Raw genomic sequence first — 17,795 nt, 5'->3', positions numbered from 1 at the left:
ATGACGAGCAGCATGTCCCGAAGAGGCAACTGTTGGGATAATGCGGTGATTGAATCGTTTCATTCGAATTTGAAGTCTGAGGAGTTCCAGTACGTCAAGTTCAACTCGTTAAGTGACCATGAAGTGCGTGAGCGGGTGGACCATTACTTAACTTACTATAACGAAGAACGTATCCAAGAAAAATTAGGCTACCTCACACCGATAAAATATGGTGTGGTGGCAGCCTAATAAGGTGTTTTTATTAGTGTCTCATATAGCTAGGTCAGTCTACTAAGCAACGGATTTTTTTTATCTCTTCACAAGGATGACGGTCCCGCCTTGATCTTGGGCAGGCAATTGTACCGTGACTTTGCCATCGTGTTGTACGACGTAAGCGCGTCCACTATAGCGATCGACGAGCACGGTCTTATGCTTGTGTTTCGTTTGGAACGTCGCCTTTTGCGCCGTCTCTTTCGTGTTCAAGCCGACAAGGACAGATTGTTTGCCGTATGTTCGTTCAAAGATGGAATAGCCTGTGCTCGATCCCCCGGAAACAACAGTGCGTGTCCCTTTGCTGAACACTTTCGAGTAATCGGCACGGATGTTCAACAGCTTCTGGTAATGCGTATGCATCGCTTTCCCTTCACCCGTGACGCGTTTCCAGTCGAAGTCGTAACGGTTTTCGTTAAACTCGCCTTTATCCATGTCACCAGCATGTTTTCCAGATTGGCCGATCTCTTCACCGTAGTAAATGACCGGTTGCCCTTTGGCTGTCATTTGAAGCGAGGCCGCGACCATATGTTTTCCTTCGTCGCCACCTGCACGCGAGACGAGGAAGCCATCTTCGTCATGGCTCGACAAGAACTGACCAAGCGTCGCCTCGTTTGATAGTTGCTTGTTCCGGTATTGAAGGGCACTTTCGACTCCATCAATGTTCCCGTTCACGAAGCTCTCCGCTTGATATTTGAAATCAAAGTCGAGGAGGGAGTCCATTTGACCGCTACGCAAGTAACCGCCTGTGTTATTCACACTTGCACCGTAATGTTCACCAATTAGCTTGAAGTCCGGCTTGATGGCAGTCAACTCGTTTTTGAACGACTTCCACGTCGTCGAATCGACGTGTTTGACCGTGTCGACCCGGAAGTAATCAATCGTGTTGCCTTTCTTCGTTTTCGAGCGCTTAATCCAGTCGGTTTGCCATTTGACGAGTTGGTCCCGGACGGCAGCTTCTTCTGTCTTAAAGTCCGGAAGTCCAGAAAGCGACATCTTCAAGTCGTCCCCGTCGACCGGATTCGAACGAATCATGCCTTCAAATACTTGCCGCTCTTTATTCGTCGGGAAGTTCGTCGCTCCATTCGATACCGCACCAGGTTCCATCCCATAACCTGGGTGGTTCAAGACGACATCGACCATGATTTTGATACCGCGTTCGTTCGCGGCGTCAATTAAACGATGGAACGCTGCCATGTCCCCGAGATGTTCATCGAGTTTCTCGAAGTTTTTCGCCCAATAGCCATGATAGCCATATTGAGATCCTTCTTTTCCGTAGCGGAGATCCCAGTCGATGTTATCCACAATCGGCGTGATCCAAATCGTGTTGATGCCTAGCTTATCGAGATAGTCGAGTTTTTTCGTGATACCGGCGAAATCACCGCCGTGATATGACTCAGGATGATCTAAGTCGTAATACTCTCCGTTCGGATTGTTGTTCGTCTTGTCGCCGTCATAGAACCGGTCCGTCAACATGAAGTAAATCCGTGCCTCGTCCCAGTCGAATTCTTGTTTGTCTTTCATCGTGACCGGTCGGACGTTGACGCTTGTCTTCGTCGTGTGCACGTTACCGTATTGGTCGATTGCTTGAATCGTCAGCGTTTTATTGCCCGGCTTCACAGAGTCTTTGACCGCGATCGTCTGTTTGTTTAGCGCTGGGTCGATTGCTAGTTTTGCCGGTCCACCGAGTGGGCGGGCATCGATGTAAAGCTCACGCAACGTCACTCCTTTTGGAAGCGTCGGCTTCACGTGAACGACGGCGTTTTCCCGCGAACTGATGGCTTTTGGTGAGACGGACGACGTCAACTTGACGTTCGGACGCTTGTATTCGACACGTGACGCTTCGAAATAAGGGTCTTTCACCTCGGTCGTCACACCGTCTTTCGTCACGAGGAACGTGTAGTCGTGTGTTCCTTCCGGTAACTTGACAGTATGGCGGAACCATTCGTTCTTCGCTTCGTACGTCATCGGATACGTCGTCCCGTTCACTTTTAAGGCGACGCGCTCGACTTGATCGATTGTCCCTGCTTCGTACAATTCTTTATCACGATAAAAGAACGTGATCTCACCGTTTTCAAAGACCGGTCCTTGAATTGTCGGAACTTGGTGGAACACGCCTTTTCCACTCTCAACGACGACTTTCGTGATGCGATCGGTACCGAGTTTGACGTATCGGTCTTCCCCGTAACCGTCTTTGACGGCCCAGTCCGTGCCTTTGCGAATGACGAAGCCGACGTTCGTCGCGTCTTTTCCGACCGGGATGCGGAAGATGGCCCCAGCTTCGGTCACTTTGTACGGATCGACTTGCCCATCTTTCGCACCGGTGCTCCACGTCCATAAGTTCCAATCCTTATAATCCCCGTCTGCCCGGACGTACGTCATCTCGATATACCGCTGCGTCTTCCATGGATCCGCCACTTCCGTGATCGTCTTAAACGACGTCGTGAGGGCAGGGAGCGTCGTGTTCGACAATTTGCCTGTGACGGCACCTGCTGGGATGGTCGCTTCCAACGTTTGACCGAGTGTAAATGGAGCTGTCGGTGTCACCGTCACCGTCGATCCGCTCGTTTCGACACGGAACGGGACAGACGTATCCCCGCTCTTCAAGCTGACATCGGAAGCATTGAGTGTGACGGGTTCATTGAACGTCCATGTAATCGGGGCATCGAGGGCGATGTCCGTCGATTGGTTCGCCGGCGTTACGGTCGTCACTTCCAATTGGCTCACCGACTCGACACCGCGCAGCGTATAGGCCGAGCTATACACGGATTGCGTCGATGGGTTCGCCGAGACGTTCCAACTGTCGGCTAGTTTGTTGCCCGGATTGCTTGGGATGGTGTCAAATGCGCCGTGTTCTCCGGCATTGTTTCCACTCAGCACGGTCAAGACCCGGAGCTGGTCGTTGTTCGTTAAACCAAGCAGCGACAATGGAATTTTTCCTTCGAAACCTTTCGTCCGATCGAGGGCGAACGAGGCGCCGTTCAAATTCGTCAAATTCGCGAGTGGAACGGACTTGCCCGATTCATAGAGCGCGGCTTCTTTAATCGCTGTGTCGCCATCGACGCGAAGTAAAATATGATACTGCGGCTTCCGATCGGTTTGACTGAAGTTGAACGGATAACCGAGTGGATTCGTGTTCACGCCCGAGTCCTCGTCATTCACTTGAAGTGCGATGTTTATGTACTGGCCGTTGTCGCCCCAATTCGGGACATTCTTCGCATCGACATAGAAATAAAGATGCTTGGCGTCGTTTTGCATGTACAAGTCGCCGAGGTCAAACCCTTGCCATCCGGCCGTAGGGGACGTGGCGAGCGCCGGGACGTTGGTCCAATCACTCTTGACTCCATCAATGTTGATTGCCGTCGGTTCGGCGAGGACGTTCACCGGGACGCCTGTTTGAATCAGGAGGACAGAAGATAACAGGAGGGTGGACGTACGGCGTGCGGTTTTATTCTTCATAAAGCACCTCTTTCAGGAAATTTGATCGTCTACAGGGCAACGAAATAGGAAAATTGTGCAAACGGTTTCAAAAATAGTGTAGCCGATTATGTAAGCGTTCACAATATAATTTTTAAAAAATAAAAAGCCGCCCAACATTTTTGTGGGCGGTCACGGGGCATAAGGTGTTGTCTGAGCCAATCTTCCTTTAACAATCAATCGCTCGGTCGCATCAAACGTACATGTGACGAGCGTGATGGTCGGATCGATTGTCTCATCGAGCACATCGACTCGAGATGGCGGAACCGTTTCAAGCGATGTGACGACATATTCATACGTGTGCGTCAAGTCGGTGACGTACACGCTCATTCCCGTTTCAATCTCATGGAGTGGGCCAAACAAGGAGGTTGGGCTTTGGGTATAATGACCGGCCAAAGCGTAATTGCCGAGCCCCATCTGTTGGTTTGGACGCATCGTCCCGGCCCCGACGGCCAAGTTATCGGCTTCAAGTCCATACATGATGGGCAACTCCAACTTGATTTCCGGCACCGAAATCACTCCGATTGTCGGCAATTCATGAAAACGATTGCGCACTGTCACTAAATCGTTCCATGACAGCGGAGCGACAGCTGAAAAGTCAAACTCCCCTGATTTCGGTTGCTTCAGTTGCAAGCCTTCGGTCACGCGTTGACTGTTAGACACCGCGACTTGGTCTTTCCACCACGCGTTCGATAGGAAAAACAACCCGACAAGGATGAAGAGGATACCCAGTCCGAAGCGGATGCGTCTCATGATTGTGTCATCCGCGGTAGCTTAGCCCCCGGATGTCCCTCCTTTCGGTATATTCCAACACGACATGAGTCGGTCGATCACGATTGGCAACACGTCCTCTGAGATGGCGGCAAACCCGAACAGGAACTGTCGGGTCAAATCTTGCCGATGAATCGCGTATTCATCCATCGCTTTCATGCGAATACTTGCCGCCTCGGCTTGTCGGCGCAACGTCTCATTCGAATGAGCTGTCTTCACTGTCAGGATGACATGGAGACCCGCACTCGTTCCAGAGACCGTTATGGCCGATTCATATGGTTTGAAGGCGGAGACGACAATCTCGAGTTTTCGCCGATAGGTTTTGCGCATCCGGTTCAAATGTTTCTCGAAGTCTCCACATGCCATGAACTCGGCGAGCGTATGCTGTTCGAAGCGGGGCACGCTGCAAGTGAAATGACGGTAACGTGCCCGGTATCGATTCAACAGTTTTGGCGGCAATACCATATACCCGATTCGAAGCGACGGCATGAGCGATTTTGAGAACGTGCTCAAATAAATGACGCGCTCGTTTTGGTCCATGCTTTGCAGTGAAGGGATTGGCTTCCCGCTATAGCGGAACTCGCTATCATAATCGTCCTCGATGATGTACGTCTGACGGTCGGACGCCCAGTTCAAAAGGCGTTGCCGTCGACTGACGGACAAGATCGTACCGGTCGGGAACTGATGGGCCGGCGTGACGTAGACGGCATCGATTTGTTCTGTCTCGAGTCGGTCGACGACGAGACCGCTCTCATCGACGGGGATTGGAATATAACGAAGCTTTTGCTGTTCGAATAGCTGTTTCGTGAGCGGGTACCCTGGGTCTTCAATGCCGAACGTCTTCGCGTCGGTCAACAAGTCGAGAAGTTGCGGGAGCAACTGCTCGGTGCCGGAACCGACAATAATCTGTTCAGGAGAACAGCTCACACCTCGGGAATGATAGAGATACGTCGCAATCTCTTGACGGAGCACGAGGTCGCCTTGGACGGGACCGAGGGTGAGCAAGTCACTGTTCTCCTCGGTGACAACTTGTTTGATATGGCGGCGCCATCGTTCGAACGGAAAGGCGGCCGTGTCGATTTGACTCGGGTATACGTCAAACGTATACGTCTTCTTCTCTGGGAGCGGCTCAATCGTCTGCATCCGCTCGTTGCGCTGCACGTATAACTCTTCTTGCGGCAACACGTAGAAGCCTTTCCTCGGAACGGACTCGATATAGCCCTCAGCAAGGAGCTGAGCGTAGGCGAGTTCGATTGTCGTCTGGGAGACGTCGATAAAGTCGCTCAGTTTCCGTTTTGACGGCAGTTTCGTCCCGGTCGTCAACGTATCGTCGACGATCGCTTGGCGGATGTGTAAGTAGAGTTGTTCATATAAAGGCGTGCTCGATTCTGGTTCGAGCGCGAGTGTAAGCATATCCATCTTAAATCCTTTCCGTGGTCACCCGAAGAAGAAATAAAGGACGAAACCAAGGACGAGGAGTAAGCCGAATAAACCTGGTTTCCCATAGTAAGTACGATCTTGCGCTTTGTCGCGCGGGTCGAATTGGGCCATCCACAGTCTTCCTTTCTCATTGATTCCATTCGAGAATGGAAAACAGATGTCCTTCAATCGAACTGACCACTTTAAAAACTATCAAACTGACACTTTCAATATAGTCAATTCAATCTATACTTACAAGTAGATTAGCCTATATGGAGGGGATTTAAATGGAAAAGAGACAAGTCGGTACAGATAAAGTAAAACGCGGGATGGCCGAGATGCAAAAAGGCGGCGTCATCATGGACGTCATCAACGCAGAACAAGCTAAAATTGCTGAGGCGGCAGGTGCGGTCGCCGTCATGGCACTCGAGCGCGTTCCTTCAGATATTCGTAAAATGGGTGGAGTTGCCCGGATGGCAGACCCAACGATTATCGAAGACGTCATGGGAGCGGTCTCGGTCCCAGTCATGGCAAAATGCCGGATCGGTCATATCGCCGAAGCACGTGTCCTTGAATCGATGGGGGTCGATTTCATCGACGAGAGCGAAGTGTTGACGCCAGCGGACGAAGAGTTCCACTTGTACAAGCGTGACTACAAAGCACCGTTCGTCTGTGGCGCCCGTGACCTTGGTGAGGCAGCGCGTCGCATCGGCGAAGGCGCAGCGATGATTCGGACGAAAGGTGAGCCGGGAACAGGGAACATCGTCGAAGCGGTTCGTCACATGCGCACGGTTCAAGCACAAGTGAAACGTCTCCTCTCGATGAGCGTCGATGAAGTGATGACGGAAGCGCGCGACCTCGGTGCACCGTTCGAAGTCCTCATGCAAATCCGTGAAGCTGGCCGCCTTTCGGTCGTCAACTTCGCAGCAGGAGGTATCGCGACACCAGCCGATGCGGCACTCATGATGCATCTTGGTGCGGACGGCGTCTTCGTCGGATCGGGAATCTTTAAAGCCGAGAACCCAGAGAAGTTCGCTCGTGCGATCGTCGAAGCGACGACGTACCATGACGACTTCGAGCGTATCGCGAGTTTGTCAAAAGGTCTCGGCGAAGCGATGAAAGGCTTAGACGTCCGGACGCTTAAAGAAGAAGAGCTCATGGCACCACGAGGGTGGTAAGATGACGACGATTGGCGTACTCGGAATGCAAGGGGCGATTCGTGAACACGTCCGGATGCTCGAAGCACTCGGCGTCGACACACGCGTCGTTCGTTCAGTCGAAGACTTGAATCAAATCGACGGTCTCGTCTTACCGGGTGGAGAAAGCACGGCGATGCGTCGTCTACTCGACCGCTACGGGTTACTCGAACCGCTTCGTGATAATACGCAGCTTCCGATGTTCGGGACGTGTGCGGGTTTAATTTTGCTCGCGACAGAAGTCGAAGGATACGATGCCCATCTTCGAAAAATCCCGATGACCGTGAAACGGAACGCGTTCGGCCGTCAAGTCGACAGCTTCGAAGTCACGTTACCGGTGAAAGGGATTGACGAGGCGGTAGAAGCGGTATTCATCCGCGCTCCGCAAGTCGCGTCGGTCGAACCGGTCGTCGATGTCCTCGCAGAAGTGGAAGAGGCCATCGTGGCTGTCCGCTACGATAAATACGTCGCCTGCTCGTTCCACCCTGAGCTGACAGACGATTTGTCGATGCACCGCTATTTCTTGAACATCGTGGCGGCGAACAAGCATCAACTCGCATAAAGGAGAGGCTCCTGAAATCGGGAGCCTTTTTTATGTCGTTTTTTGCTACACTAAGACGAGACATGAATAGAAAGGGGCAAGGTTGTGAAAGCGAGATGGATGATGTGGTTGCTCATCGGAGCAATCTTCATGAATATAATGAATCCGAACAACGCAGCGGCCGCACCGAGCGTTGAGGCGAGCGGGGCGATGCTCGTCGATTTGACGACGGGTCAAGTGCTGTTTTCAAAAGAGGAAGATGCGATGTTACCTCCGGCCTCGATTACAAAACTGATGACCGCGTTCCTCGTCCGCGAAGCGATCGAGGCGGGCGAACTCAGTTGGAATCAGGAAGTGACACCGAGCGCGGAGGCGCTCGCATTGACACAGAAGCCAGGTCTTGCTCGCATCCCGCTCGTCAATAAACCGTATACGGTGAAAGAATTATATGATGTGGCGTTGATTCGCTCGGCGAACGAAGCCGCCGTCACGCTCGGTGAGGCGGTCTCCGGGTCGGAAGCGGCGTTCGTCGAGTTGATGAACGAACGGGCGACGGCGCTCGGGATGACTCAGACGACGTTCGCGAACGCATCTGGACTCGACTCGGTCTCCGCCGGACGTCCGGGCGAGAACTTGACGTCGGCGAGCGATTTGATGAAACTGGCGCTCGCTTATTTAACGAAATACCCCGACGTGCTCGATGTGACGAAGCAGGCGTACGTCGATATTGACGGTGTTCGTTTCGAAGCGACGAACCGGATGCTCGCCGGCCATGATTTGTCGTATACCGGCATGCTCGGTTTCAAAACGGGGACGACAGACGACGCCGGATACTGTTTCGTCGGTGTCTCGACGCGGGATGGGCGGACCGTATTGTCTGTCGTATTAGGCGCGAAGACAGACGAAGGTCGTTACACGGCGACGAAAGCACTCCATGACTATGCGTATGGCGAGTTTGTCATGACCCCGCTGTTACGGAGCGGCGAGGTTGTGCCAGAGTCTGTCTTCGTGGCGGGCGGGGAGACGGAGCGGGCTACGGTCCGCACGACGTCCACGTTCGAGGTATTGATTGAGAAAGGGCAAGAAGTCCCGTCCCTCGTTTATGATTTACCCGACACGACAGCACCGCTTGCTACAGACAAGCAAGTCGGCACGGTGACGGTCGAACTTTCTGAATCGGTCCGTTACTTAGATGGCGAGCAACCGCCGAAAGCGACGCTCGTTGCAGCAGAAACGGTCGACACGGCATCGTTTTTAACACGGATGACGCGTGCGTTTTCAGATTTTCTTGATGAGGTCCGACTCGTGCTCGGAAAACTGAGTCTTGTCGATAGACTCGAGTTGTTGTAAAGTAAAACTAATTCAATGACAGATGCAATGATGAGGAAAAGTACGTTACAGTCATCTACTGACAGAGAGCTAGTGGTTGGTGCAAACTAGCGGGATGGTGTAACCGAATCGGCCTCGGAGCATTGGCTTGGAAACAAGTCACGTCCTGCACACGTTACGTGCATCGAGTGGCCTGGATTTCAGGCAACGAGGGTGGCAACGCGGATCCAAGGTGGTTCGTCCCTTTCCTACGGGAAAGGGACGTGCCGCCTTTTTTATGTGAAAAAGGAGGAAATAAGAATGTTAGACATTAAACGATTACGCCAAGATTTTGAAGACATTAAAGCGAAGCTCGCCCACCGAGGGGAAGACTTGAGCGCGCTTGACCGTTTCCCAGAGCTCGAGGAGAAACGACGCAACCTGATTAACGAAGTCGATGTAAAGAAAGCAAAACGGAACGAGGCGTCAAAACAAATCGCCGAATTGAAGCGGAACAAACAAGACGCAGACGCACCGATTCTCGAGACACGCCGACTCGGGGATGAAATCAAGTTGTTGGATGAAGACTTGCGTGAAGTCGAAGCGGAGTTGAACATGATTTTGCTCAGCATCCCGAACATTCCGCATGAATCAACACCAATCGGTGAAACGGAAGACGACAACGTCACGATTCGTGAAGTCGGAACGAAACCGACGTTCGATTTCGAGATGAAACAGCACTGGGACGTGATGGAAGACTTGAAGATTGTCGACGTCGAGCGGGCTGGGAAAGTCACGGGCAGCCGCTTTGTCTTCTATAAAGGACTCGGTGCCCGTTTAGAGCGCGCCTTGATCAACTTTATGATGGACATGCATGCCGATGAGCACGGCTATTCAGAAGTCCTCCCGCCATACATGGTCAACCGCGATGCGATGACCGGGACGGGTCAGCTTCCAAAGTTTGAAGAAGACGCGTTTAAAGTGGCGGATACGAACTACTTCCTCGTCCCGACAGCGGAAGTGCCGGTGACGAACATGCACCGTGATGAGATTATCGCAGAGGAACAGCTTCCAATCACGTACACGGCGTACAGCGCTTGCTTCCGTTCAGAAGCCGGGTCGGCCGGCCGCGATACGCGTGGTCTCATCCGTCAGCACCAATTCAACAAAGTCGAGCTCGTCCGTTTCGTGAAGCCTGAGGAGTCTTACGAGCAACTCGAGCTGTTGACAGGTCACGCGGAGGAAGTGCTCAAGCGTCTCGGTCTCCCGTATCAAGTGCTCAGCATGTGTACGGCCGACCTCGGTTTCACGGCTGCGAAGAAATACGATATCGAGGTGTGGATGCCGGCTCAAGGCATGTACCGCGAAATCTCTTCTTGCTCAAACTTTGAAGATTTCCAAGCGCGCCGTGCTGGTATCCGTTTCCGTCGTGACGTGAATGCGAAACCGGAGTTCGTGCATACACTGAACGGTTCAGGACTTGCTGTCGGTCGGACAGTCGCTGCGATTTTGGAGAACTTCCAACAAGCGGACGGCTCGGTCGTCATTCCTGACGTGCTTCGTCCATATATGGGCGGCATCGAGAAAATCGAGATGCCACGTTAAGCTCGTTTTTACCCCGTCGACACGACACTCGTGTCGACGGATTTTTTATAAAAATTTTTCTAATGTTTTTTCACAAAAGGGTTTGACATCTGTCCCATCAGTTGGTACTATAAATCATGTCGAGCGAGATGATTGTTCGCGAATTGTATATGAGCTTTGGAGGTGTACCCAAGTGGTTTAAGGGAACGGTCTTGAAAACCGTCAGGGGTGTAACAGCCTGCGTGGGTTCGAATCCCACCACCTCCTCCATTTTTATTTTGGAGGCTCAACAATTTCATATCTTTTGGAGGTGTACCCAAGTGGTTTAAGGGAACGGTCTTGAAAACCGTCAGGGGTGTAATAGCCTGCGTGGGTTCGAATCCCACCACCTCCTCCACTTTCTTTTTTTACACTTTTTTAAGCCTGGAGTTGTACCCAAGTCCGGCTGAAGGGGACGGACTCGAAATCCGTTAGGAGTCGCAAGGCTCGCGTGGGTTCGAATCCCACCAACTCCGCTTGATTGGGCATCTGCATGGGCAGATGCGTTTTTTTATGGTCGCAGACTCCGGTCTGCGGCATTTTTTTTGTGGCAAAGTGGCGAACAACGGCTAGTCTCATAGGAAAGCGGGAATTCTAATCGTATAGAGTTTGTGCGGATTCATGAGAAAGAAGGTGAACGTCATGGATTGGGTCGAGCTATATGTCGAGGAGGTCGTCAAGCATGTTCCGGCGGGGAGACGTGACGAGCTGGCCGAATCGTTGCGCCATGAGATTGAAGCGAAGTTGCCGGCGGATGCGATGGAAGTGGAAGTGAAACGTGTATTGGATGAAATGGGACATCCTGCGGTCGTGGCAGCGCGCGTCCATAAAGGGCAATATGTCATCGGACCGACGCTGTTCCCTTTCTACGTCTCGATCTTGAAGCTCGTCGTACCGATTGTGCTAGCAGTCGTCTTTGCAGGTCTCGTGCTAGCGAGCATTCCAACGTTTTCAGGTCCGGTCCTTCCGACGCTCGGTACGTTTTTGACGAACGTGTGGGACGCGTTATGGAACGTCGGTATTCAACTGATCTTTTGGATTACACTCGTGTTCTTTTTAATCGAGCGTTATGGAGGCGAAGATGTGAAAACGCCGAAGATGAAGTGGGATGTGAATACACTTCGGGAACGGGAGCGCGGCGGACGGATCAGCAAGTGGGATGCTGGGATCGGGTTGTTTTTTACGGCGGTCTGGTTCGGTGTGTACGTCAACGCGGAGCGGTTGATTGGCATCTATGAATCGACGACGACAGGCTTCACGATGGTGACGCCGGTGTTCAACCAAACGTTTCTTTTTGACGTGATTGGATTATTCCTCGTCATCGTGTTGCTTCAAGTCGGGCTCGGGTTGTGGAAATGGGTGAAAGGCCGTTGGTCATATGCGTTTGCATCCTATAACTTGGTGAACAATCTCGCGTCGGCCACATTCATCATCTGGATGGCCAGCTCACCGCGGTTATTCGATACACGGTTCCTCGCCTGGGTCGAGACGAATGTACCGGCTAGTGTCTCGCTCACTTGGGTGTTCGGTATAGTCGTCGCCATCACGATTTTGGCGGCCGTGTTCGATTCCATCGACGGGTTCCGGAAGGCACGGAAGACGCCGCGGCACGATAAGCGGGCGATTGCCCACATATAAAAAAGGTGCGCCGCTTCTGTATGCGACGCACCTTCTTACTTATCTGACTTTCGCTTCACGTGCGATCGTCAATTGTTTTTCGATCTTCTCAAGGATGAGTTCAACCGAATCTGGATCGTTAATCAAATCGTACTCTTCAATCGAGAGACGAAGTACCGGGCAAAGGTTAAAGTTGTTGATCCACTCGGTATACCGCTCGTACATCTCTTCCCAATATGAGATTGGAGTTTGTTGCTCCATCTCACGCCCACGCATTTGGATGCGGTCGAGCACTTGTTCGAACGAGCCTTCGAGGTAGATGAGCAAATCTGGGTGTGGGAAGAATGGAGTGAGCACCATCGCTTCAAATAGACTCGAGTACGTCTCGTAGTCTGTCGGTGACATCGTACCTTTCTCGTAATGCATCTTCGCAAAAATCCCTGTATCTTCATAAATCGAACGGTCTTGGATAAATCCGCCGCCATATTGGAAAATCTTCTTCTGTTCTTTGAAACGTTCAGCCAAGAAGTAGATTTGGAGATGGAAGCTCCAACGCTCGAAATCGTGATAGAATTTATCGAGATACGGGTTCGTGTCTACTTTCTCGAGAGACGTCCGGAAGTTTAAGGCGTCTGCGAGCGAGTTGGTGATCGTCGACTTTCCGATTCCGACCATGCCGCCAATCGTGATGATTGTGTCATTCGGAATGTTATACTTTTCATTCAGCGTCATTTGGCTTGTGCTCCTTTAGTCAATTCTAGTTCGCGTTCAATCGTAGTGAGGACGTGCGTCAAATCATCCGGGTTGTGGACGAAGTCGAGCTCGTCGCCGCTAAACGAAAGAATCGTCACTTCGGGGTGGGTCGCGCGATAGGATTCGACGAACGTCTCGTAATCACGAGCGAGTTGTTCGAGGTAATCGCGTGACATGTTCTCTTCTACTTCACGTCCACGCAAAGCGACGCGCTTCATGAGCGTCTCGATGCTCGCGTGCAAGTAGATGACGACATCAGGTTTCGGCATATCATGCGTCAAAATCTTATAGATTTGCTCATACTTATTTAAATGAGCCGGTCGTAGGGAACGGTGGGCAAAAATCAAGTTCTTGAAAATATGATAGTCTGAAACGACGGATTGCTGTTGACTCAAGTGGTGTTTGTGGATATCGTCTAATTGCTTGAAGCGATTGCACAAGAAGAACATTTCCGTTTGGAAACTCCATTCTTCGATATCTTCATAAAACTTGCCGAGAAATGGGTTCTCTTCTACAATTTCATTCAGCATCTGCATTGAAAAGTGCTGACTGATGATATGGGCCAGTGACGTTTTCCCGACACCAATCGGTCCCTCTACCGTTATAAACATATGATGTCATCCTCCATTATCCAAAGTGCAAGTTCCATTCTAGCATACAATGGATGGGATAGGGCGAGCGAAATGATTTTCATTTTTTTTCATAATAAGTGATGAGAAACGGAGTGTAAATATGGAACGTGATGAACGATTTATGCGGCTCGCTATAGAAGAAGCAAAGAAGGCGGAAGCGATTGGGGAAGTCCCAATCGGATGCGTCATCGTCAAAGGTGACGAGATGATTGCGACCGGTCACAATCGCCGAGAAACAGACTTGTTGGCAGCGGCTCACGCGGAGATGATTGCAATCGAATCAGCGAACGAGACGCTTCAAAATTGGCGGCTTGAGGACTGTGAGTTGTATGTGACGTTAGAGCCGTGTCCGATGTGCGCGGGTGCCATCGTTCTCTCGCGTGTAAAGCGAGTCATCTTCGGAGCGCATGATCCAAAAGGCGGTTGTTGTGGGACGCTCATGAACCTCGTTCAAGATGAACGGTTCAATCATCAAGCAGAGGTGACAGAAAATGTTTTAGCAGAAGAATGTGGCGCGCTCTTGACGGATTTCTTTCGTGACCTTCGTCAAAGGAAGAAGCTAGCTCGGCTTGAACAGAGAGGTTGCAACCCTCTAGATTAAACAGTATAATGTAATAGCACTCAACGAAGTGCTTAACTTCATTTACCCATTTGCCGTGCTAGGCGGGGAGGTAGCGGTGCCCTGTAACTCGCAATCCGCTATAGCGAGACTGAATTCCGATTCGAGGGAGTGCATTGGTGTGGCCTGTCCTCGTGTAAGTGGCGTTGACGTCTGAGTCCTGCGCAACGGTCACCCATGAACCAGGTCAGGTCCGGAAGGAAGCAGCCTTAAGTGGTGACGTACCGTGTGCCGCAGGGGTGCTTGGGCCGAGCAAACTGCATGAGTAACGCACATTGACGTGCTTTCAGAAATCGGTGCGCGGCAGATTTATTTAATAACTTTAATCTACGGCCCCAGGGTTGTAGATTTTTTTGTATGATGAAATAGAGACAGATGAGAGAAAGGAGGCGGAGACATGGCGTATCAAGCATTGTATCGGGTCTATCGTCCGCAGTCGTTCCAAGAGGTGGTCGGCCAAGTTCATATTACACGTACGATTCAAAACGCATTGCTCGAGGAGCGGGTATCCCATGCGTACTTGTTCTCTGGTCCAAGAGGGACGGGGAAGACGAGTCTTGCTAAAATCATCGCGAAAGCAATCAACTGTGAGACGGCCCCGACGAGAGAACCGTGTAACACATGCCCGACATGTATCGCCATCACGGAAGGGACGAGCCCGGACGTGTTCGAAATTGACGCCGCGTCAAATAACGGGGTCGACGAGATTCGCGAGATTCGCGATAAAGTGAAATATCCGCCTTCGCAAGCGCGTTTCAAAGTATACATCATCGATGAGGTGCACATGCTGTCGACCGGTGCGTTCAACGCGTTGTTGAAAACGTTAGAAGAACCGCCGCCGCATGCCATCTTTATTTTGGCGACGACGGAACCACACAAAATTCCGGCGACGATTATCTCGCGCTGCCAGCGCTTTGACGTGAAGCGCCATGAGGTCGGCCAGTTGCAGACGCGAATGGCCTATATTTTAAACGATCAAGAATATGAGTATGATCCGGAAGCGCTCAAACTGATCGCCCGTGCGGCCGATGGCGGTATGCGCGATGCATTGAGTTTGTTGGACCAAGCCCTTGCGTTCAGTGACGACCGTTTGACAGAAGATGCGGTCCTAGAAGTGACAGGAGCCGTGACTGATGATGCGTTGCTCGAGATGGCTTACGGCTTACAACAAAAACAACTCGATCGCATTCTTAATACGCTAGAGACAATGTTGCGCGACGGGAAAGACTTGAAGCGTTTCGTTGAAGATCTCGTCTTCATTCATCGTGACGCGCTACTCTTAAAAGCTTCCCCTCAAGCCGTCGATTTACTTGAGCGGGCCCGGCCGAACGAACAGTTCCGTGCCTTCGTCGAGGCGACGACGACGGACGCGTTGTTTCAAGTCATCGAAGAGCTAAACGAGTGTCAGCAACAGATGCGTTTGTCGAACCATCCGAAAGTACTCGTTGAATTGACATTTATCCGGATTGCGGAGCAAGGTCGGACGATGAGCGAGCAGATGCAACAGTTGCAAGACCAGGTCCGTGAACTGAGTAAAGAATTGAGCGAAGTGAAAAAGAACGGCGTGGCGATAGCGGACGCGCCTGCCGACAAACCGAAAGTTGTCAAACGGACCCAAATTCGTGTACCAAAAGAACGGATCCGTCAACTCCTGCAGCGGGCGGAACGTCAACATTTGAACGCGATTCGAGATAGTTGGGAAGATATCATGGGGAACATTCGAACTGTCGATGGCCCGATCTTTGCGTTGTTCTATGAGAGTGAGGCTGTCCTTTGTGCAAGCGACACCTTACTGGTACAATTTAAAGATGGGATGACATGGCACTATGAACAAGTCAGTTCAAACGGCCGCACCCGTGACGTAATCGAGCAGGCGCTGTTTGAAGTGACGGGAATTCGTCGAGAGATCATGGCTGTACTTGAAACAGATTGGCTTGAATTGAAAAACGAGTTCATCCTTCAAAAACAAGCAGAGCGCACGGATACGAAAGAAGAAGCGAAGCCGGCAGAAGAAGATCCGCTTGTCGCACAGGCATTCGAACGTTTCGGTGATGTCGTCGAAATCGAAGAAGTTTAATAAAGGAGGCGCTTTATATGCGTGGAATGGGAAACATGAACAATATGATGAAACAAATGCAGAAAATGCAAAAAGACATGGCGAAAGCTCAAGAAGAGCTAAAAGATATGACGGTTGAAGGAACAGCAGGTGGCGGCATGGTCAAAGTCATCGTTAGTGGCCACAAAGAAGTGCTAGACGTCATCATCGCGGAAGATGCGGTCGACCCGGATGATGTTGAAATGTTGCAAGATCTTGTGCTCGCAGCGGTGAACGACGCAATGAAACAAGCGGATCAACTTGTAAACGATAAGATGGGACGTTTCACACAAGGGATGAACCTCCCAGGCTTTTAAGTGAAGAAAGGAAAGATGCGAGTTGCAATACCCTGAAGCGATTGGGCGGTTGATTGAGAGTTTTACAAAATTACCAGGCATTGGTCCGAAAACGGCCATTCGACTGGCCTTTCATGTGTTAGACATGGAGGAGGACGATGTGCTGACATTTGCTAAGTCTCTTGTCAGCGCCAAACGCGATATCAAGTATTGTACCGTCTGTGGACACATCACGGACGTAGACCCATGTTCCATTTGTACCGATTCGCATCGAGACGAAACGGTTGTCTGTGTCGTTCAAGATTCAAGAGACGTGATTGCGATGGAAAAGATGCGAGAGTATCGTGGGAAGTACCATGTGCTTCATGGTGCCATCAGTCCAATGGAAGGGATTGGTCCAGAAGACATTAACGTATCTAGTCTATTGACACGTCTGCAAGAGCACGAACAAATTACGGAAGTCATTTTAGCGACGAATCCGAATATCGAAGGGGAAGCGACTTCGATGTACTTGTCTCGTCTATTGAAACCAACCGGTATTCGTGTGACGCGGCTCGCTCACGGTCTCCCGGTCGGAGGGGATTTAGAGTACGCGGACGAAGTCACGCTGTCTCGTGCGATGGAAGGTCGAAGAGAACTATGAGGTGGTTTCGAAAGTCGCTACGAACGGAGTATGATCAACGATTTCTAGAAGAGTTGTTGGATGCGAAGGCGAAGTTCGAAGCGAAGCGTTATATGCTAGATGTAAGTATTGAAGATACGGGAGAGTTAGCAGCGCAAGTCAAACAAGCTGAGATGCTCTATTTCTTTTACTTGAAAGAAGCGAAACGACGTAACGTCTCGTTATCTAGTTTACGTTCTTGAGAGCGAGGCGAGGTCCTCGCTCTCTTTTTTGCGTATTGTGCTTGTTCGAGAAAAGGAGAAAGACGGGGTTGAAAAATAAACTAATGAATCTTCAGTTAATATAGAGGGTAGTGAATTGAGGCTATATAAATGAAGGAAAGAAATCAATAACGTGTGAGATGTAAGAGGAACTATAAAAAAGATAAAGTTTTTCTAGAAAAGTTATTGCGTGTTATTAATTTTACTGATATATTAATAGACGTCGCCGAGAGCGAATGAAAAAATGTTTTAAAAAGTTGTTGACCTTTTGTTGATAACTTGATAAGATATTTAAGTCGCCAAGAGCGACAGACGAA

16 protein-coding genes, 3 tRNA genes, 1 other RNA gene and 1 other annotated feature are annotated in these 17,795 nt (G+C 50.8%); of the genes, 15 read left to right on the top strand and 5 right to left on the bottom strand.

All coding sequences use genetic code 11. From position 1 onward, the window contains the following. On the top strand, positions 1–228 hold a 228-nt coding region (locus tag DI14_RS01865), incomplete at its 5' end, for an integrase core domain-containing protein (RefSeq protein ID WP_034804485.1). Positions 229–288: 60 nt separating this feature from the next. Here DI14_RS01865 and DI14_RS01860 read toward each other — a convergent pair. The 3 genes from DI14_RS01860 to DI14_RS01850 all read right to left on the bottom strand — a co-directional run bounded on the left by DI14_RS01860 (position 289) and on the right by DI14_RS01850 (position 5,916). Then, a complete protein-coding gene (locus DI14_RS01860) occupies positions 289–3,708 on the bottom strand; it encodes an alpha-amylase family glycosyl hydrolase (protein WP_034804483.1) in 3,420 nt (1,139 codons plus the stop codon). Positions 3,709–3,858: 150 nt separating this feature from the next. After that, positions 3,859–4,479: a class A sortase gene (locus DI14_RS01855; RefSeq protein WP_034804480.1), complete on the bottom strand. Its 621-nt coding sequence runs from the start codon at positions 4,477–4,479 to the stop codon at positions 3,859–3,861. A gap of 21 nt (positions 4,480–4,500) precedes the next feature. Further along, on the bottom strand, positions 4,501–5,916 hold the full coding sequence (locus DI14_RS01850; protein ID WP_034804477.1) for a PLP-dependent aminotransferase family protein: 1,416 nt from the start codon (positions 5,914–5,916) through the stop codon (positions 4,501–4,503). Between the two features lie 287 nt (positions 5,917–6,203). Here DI14_RS01850 and pdxS point away from each other — a divergent pair, with 287 nt between their 5' ends. The 8 genes from pdxS (at position 6,204) to DI14_RS01805 (ending at position 12,222) form a co-directional block, all read left to right on the top strand. After that, positions 6,204–7,094: a pyridoxal 5'-phosphate synthase lyase subunit PdxS gene (gene pdxS, locus DI14_RS01840; RefSeq protein ID WP_034804472.1), complete on the top strand. Its 891-nt coding sequence runs from the start codon at positions 6,204–6,206 to the stop codon at positions 7,092–7,094. Position 7,095: 1 nt separating this feature from the next. Further along, positions 7,096–7,674 carry a pyridoxal 5'-phosphate synthase glutaminase subunit PdxT gene (gene pdxT, locus DI14_RS01835; protein WP_034804469.1) on the top strand — a complete coding sequence of 193 codons (579 nt, stop codon included), beginning with the start codon at positions 7,096–7,098 and terminating at the stop codon, positions 7,672–7,674. 84 nt (positions 7,675–7,758) lie between these two features. Beyond that, positions 7,759–9,003, top strand: coding sequence for a D-alanyl-D-alanine carboxypeptidase family protein (locus tag DI14_RS01830; protein WP_034804467.1), 1,245 nt, complete (start codon positions 7,759–7,761; stop codon positions 9,001–9,003). Positions 9,004–9,021: 18 nt separating this feature from the next. Next, positions 9,022–9,230, top strand: a binding site (T-box leader). Between the two features lie 52 nt (positions 9,231–9,282). Further along, positions 9,283–10,566, top strand: a complete 1,284-nt coding sequence (serS, locus tag DI14_RS01825; protein ID WP_034804464.1) for a serine--tRNA ligase — start codon at positions 9,283–9,285, stop codon at positions 10,564–10,566. A 158-nt stretch (positions 10,567–10,724) separates the two neighbouring features. After that, positions 10,725–10,815 (top strand) — tRNA-Ser (locus DI14_RS01820). Between the two features lie 36 nt (positions 10,816–10,851). Then, positions 10,852–10,942 (top strand) — tRNA-Ser (locus DI14_RS01815). Between the two features lie 28 nt (positions 10,943–10,970). Continuing rightward, positions 10,971–11,060, top strand: a tRNA-Ser gene (locus tag DI14_RS01810). A gap of 166 nt (positions 11,061–11,226) precedes the next feature. Further along, positions 11,227–12,222 (top strand): hypothetical protein, encoded by a 996-nt coding sequence (locus DI14_RS01805; protein ID WP_034804461.1) that lies wholly within the window; start codon positions 11,227–11,229, stop codon positions 12,220–12,222. 39 nt (positions 12,223–12,261) lie between these two features. Here the strand turns inward: DI14_RS01805 and DI14_RS01800 are convergent, their stop codons facing one another. Next, a complete protein-coding gene (locus tag DI14_RS01800; protein WP_034804458.1) occupies positions 12,262–12,933 on the bottom strand; it encodes a deoxynucleoside kinase in 672 nt (223 codons plus the stop codon). Beyond that, positions 12,930–13,565, bottom strand: a complete 636-nt coding sequence (locus DI14_RS01795) for a deoxynucleoside kinase (protein ID WP_034804455.1) — start codon at positions 13,563–13,565, stop codon at positions 12,930–12,932. Before DI14_RS01795 ends, DI14_RS01800 begins: the two co-directional genes overlap by 4 nt. Positions 13,566–13,686: 121 nt before the next feature. Here DI14_RS01795 and tadA point away from each other — a divergent pair, with 121 nt between their 5' ends. The 6 genes from tadA (at position 13,687) to DI14_RS01770 (ending at position 17,460) form a co-directional block, all read left to right on the top strand. Further along, a complete protein-coding gene (tadA, locus tag DI14_RS01790) occupies positions 13,687–14,187 on the top strand; it encodes a tRNA adenosine(34) deaminase TadA (protein ID WP_034804451.1) in 501 nt (166 codons plus the stop codon). A gap of 53 nt (positions 14,188–14,240) precedes the next feature. Beyond that, positions 14,241–14,509, top strand: an RNA gene (ffs, locus tag DI14_RS15150) — signal recognition particle sRNA large type. Positions 14,510–14,602: 93 nt separating this feature from the next. Then, positions 14,603–16,282 (top strand): DNA polymerase III subunit gamma/tau, encoded by a 1,680-nt coding sequence (gene dnaX, locus DI14_RS01785; protein ID WP_034804448.1) that lies wholly within the window; start codon positions 14,603–14,605, stop codon positions 16,280–16,282. 17 nt (positions 16,283–16,299) lie between these two features. Continuing rightward, positions 16,300–16,617, top strand: a complete 318-nt coding sequence (locus DI14_RS01780; protein WP_034804445.1) for a YbaB/EbfC family nucleoid-associated protein — start codon at positions 16,300–16,302, stop codon at positions 16,615–16,617. A gap of 22 nt (positions 16,618–16,639) precedes the next feature. Further along, complete coding sequence (recR, locus tag DI14_RS01775; RefSeq protein ID WP_034804443.1) at positions 16,640–17,239, top strand: recombination mediator RecR; 600 nt, start codon at positions 16,640–16,642, stop codon at positions 17,237–17,239. Further along, a complete protein-coding gene (locus DI14_RS01770) occupies positions 17,236–17,460 on the top strand; it encodes a YaaL family protein (protein WP_034804441.1) in 225 nt (74 codons plus the stop codon). Before recR ends, DI14_RS01770 begins: the two co-directional genes overlap by 4 nt. The last annotated feature ends 335 nt before the right edge of the window (positions 17,461–17,795 follow it).

The sequence above is a fragment of the Exiguobacterium sp. AB2 genome (assembly GCF_000696055.1).
In the GTDB taxonomy this organism is placed as follows: domain Bacteria; phylum Bacillota; class Bacilli; order Exiguobacteriales; family Exiguobacteriaceae; genus Exiguobacterium; species Exiguobacterium alkaliphilum.
Note: the sequence above shows the minus strand (reverse complement) of the source record. Positions and strands in the feature narration are given on the sequence as shown.

What these genes read in the sequence shown, in the direction of transcription:
- DI14_RS01860 (WP_034804483.1), bottom strand. Translation starts at nt 3,708, where the DNA reads ATGAAGAATAAAACCGCACGCCGTACGTCCACCCTCCTGTTATCTTCT.
- DI14_RS01855 (WP_034804480.1), bottom strand. Translation starts at nt 4,479, where the DNA reads ATGAGACGCATCCGCTTCGGACTGGGTATCCTCTTCATCCTTGTCGGG.
- DI14_RS01850 (WP_034804477.1), bottom strand. Translation starts at nt 5,916, where the DNA reads ATGGATATGCTTACACTCGCGCTCGAACCAGAATCGAGCACGCCTTTA.
- pdxS (WP_034804472.1), top strand. Translation starts at nt 6,204, where the DNA reads ATGGAAAAGAGACAAGTCGGTACAGATAAAGTAAAACGCGGGATGGCC.
- pdxT (WP_034804469.1), top strand. Translation starts at nt 7,096, where the DNA reads ATGACGACGATTGGCGTACTCGGAATGCAAGGGGCGATTCGTGAACAC.
- serS (WP_034804464.1), top strand. Translation starts at nt 9,283, where the DNA reads ATGTTAGACATTAAACGATTACGCCAAGATTTTGAAGACATTAAAGCG.
- DI14_RS01805 (WP_034804461.1), top strand. Translation starts at nt 11,227, where the DNA reads ATGGATTGGGTCGAGCTATATGTCGAGGAGGTCGTCAAGCATGTTCCG.
- DI14_RS01800 (WP_034804458.1), bottom strand. Translation starts at nt 12,933, where the DNA reads ATGACGCTGAATGAAAAGTATAACATTCCGAATGACACAATCATCACG.
- DI14_RS01795 (WP_034804455.1), bottom strand. Translation starts at nt 13,565, where the DNA reads ATGTTTATAACGGTAGAGGGACCGATTGGTGTCGGGAAAACGTCACTG.
- tadA (WP_034804451.1), top strand. Translation starts at nt 13,687, where the DNA reads ATGGAACGTGATGAACGATTTATGCGGCTCGCTATAGAAGAAGCAAAG.
- dnaX (WP_034804448.1), top strand. Translation starts at nt 14,603, where the DNA reads ATGGCGTATCAAGCATTGTATCGGGTCTATCGTCCGCAGTCGTTCCAA.
- DI14_RS01780 (WP_034804445.1), top strand. Translation starts at nt 16,300, where the DNA reads ATGCGTGGAATGGGAAACATGAACAATATGATGAAACAAATGCAGAAA.
- DI14_RS01770 (WP_034804441.1), top strand. Translation starts at nt 17,236, where the DNA reads ATGAGGTGGTTTCGAAAGTCGCTACGAACGGAGTATGATCAACGATTT.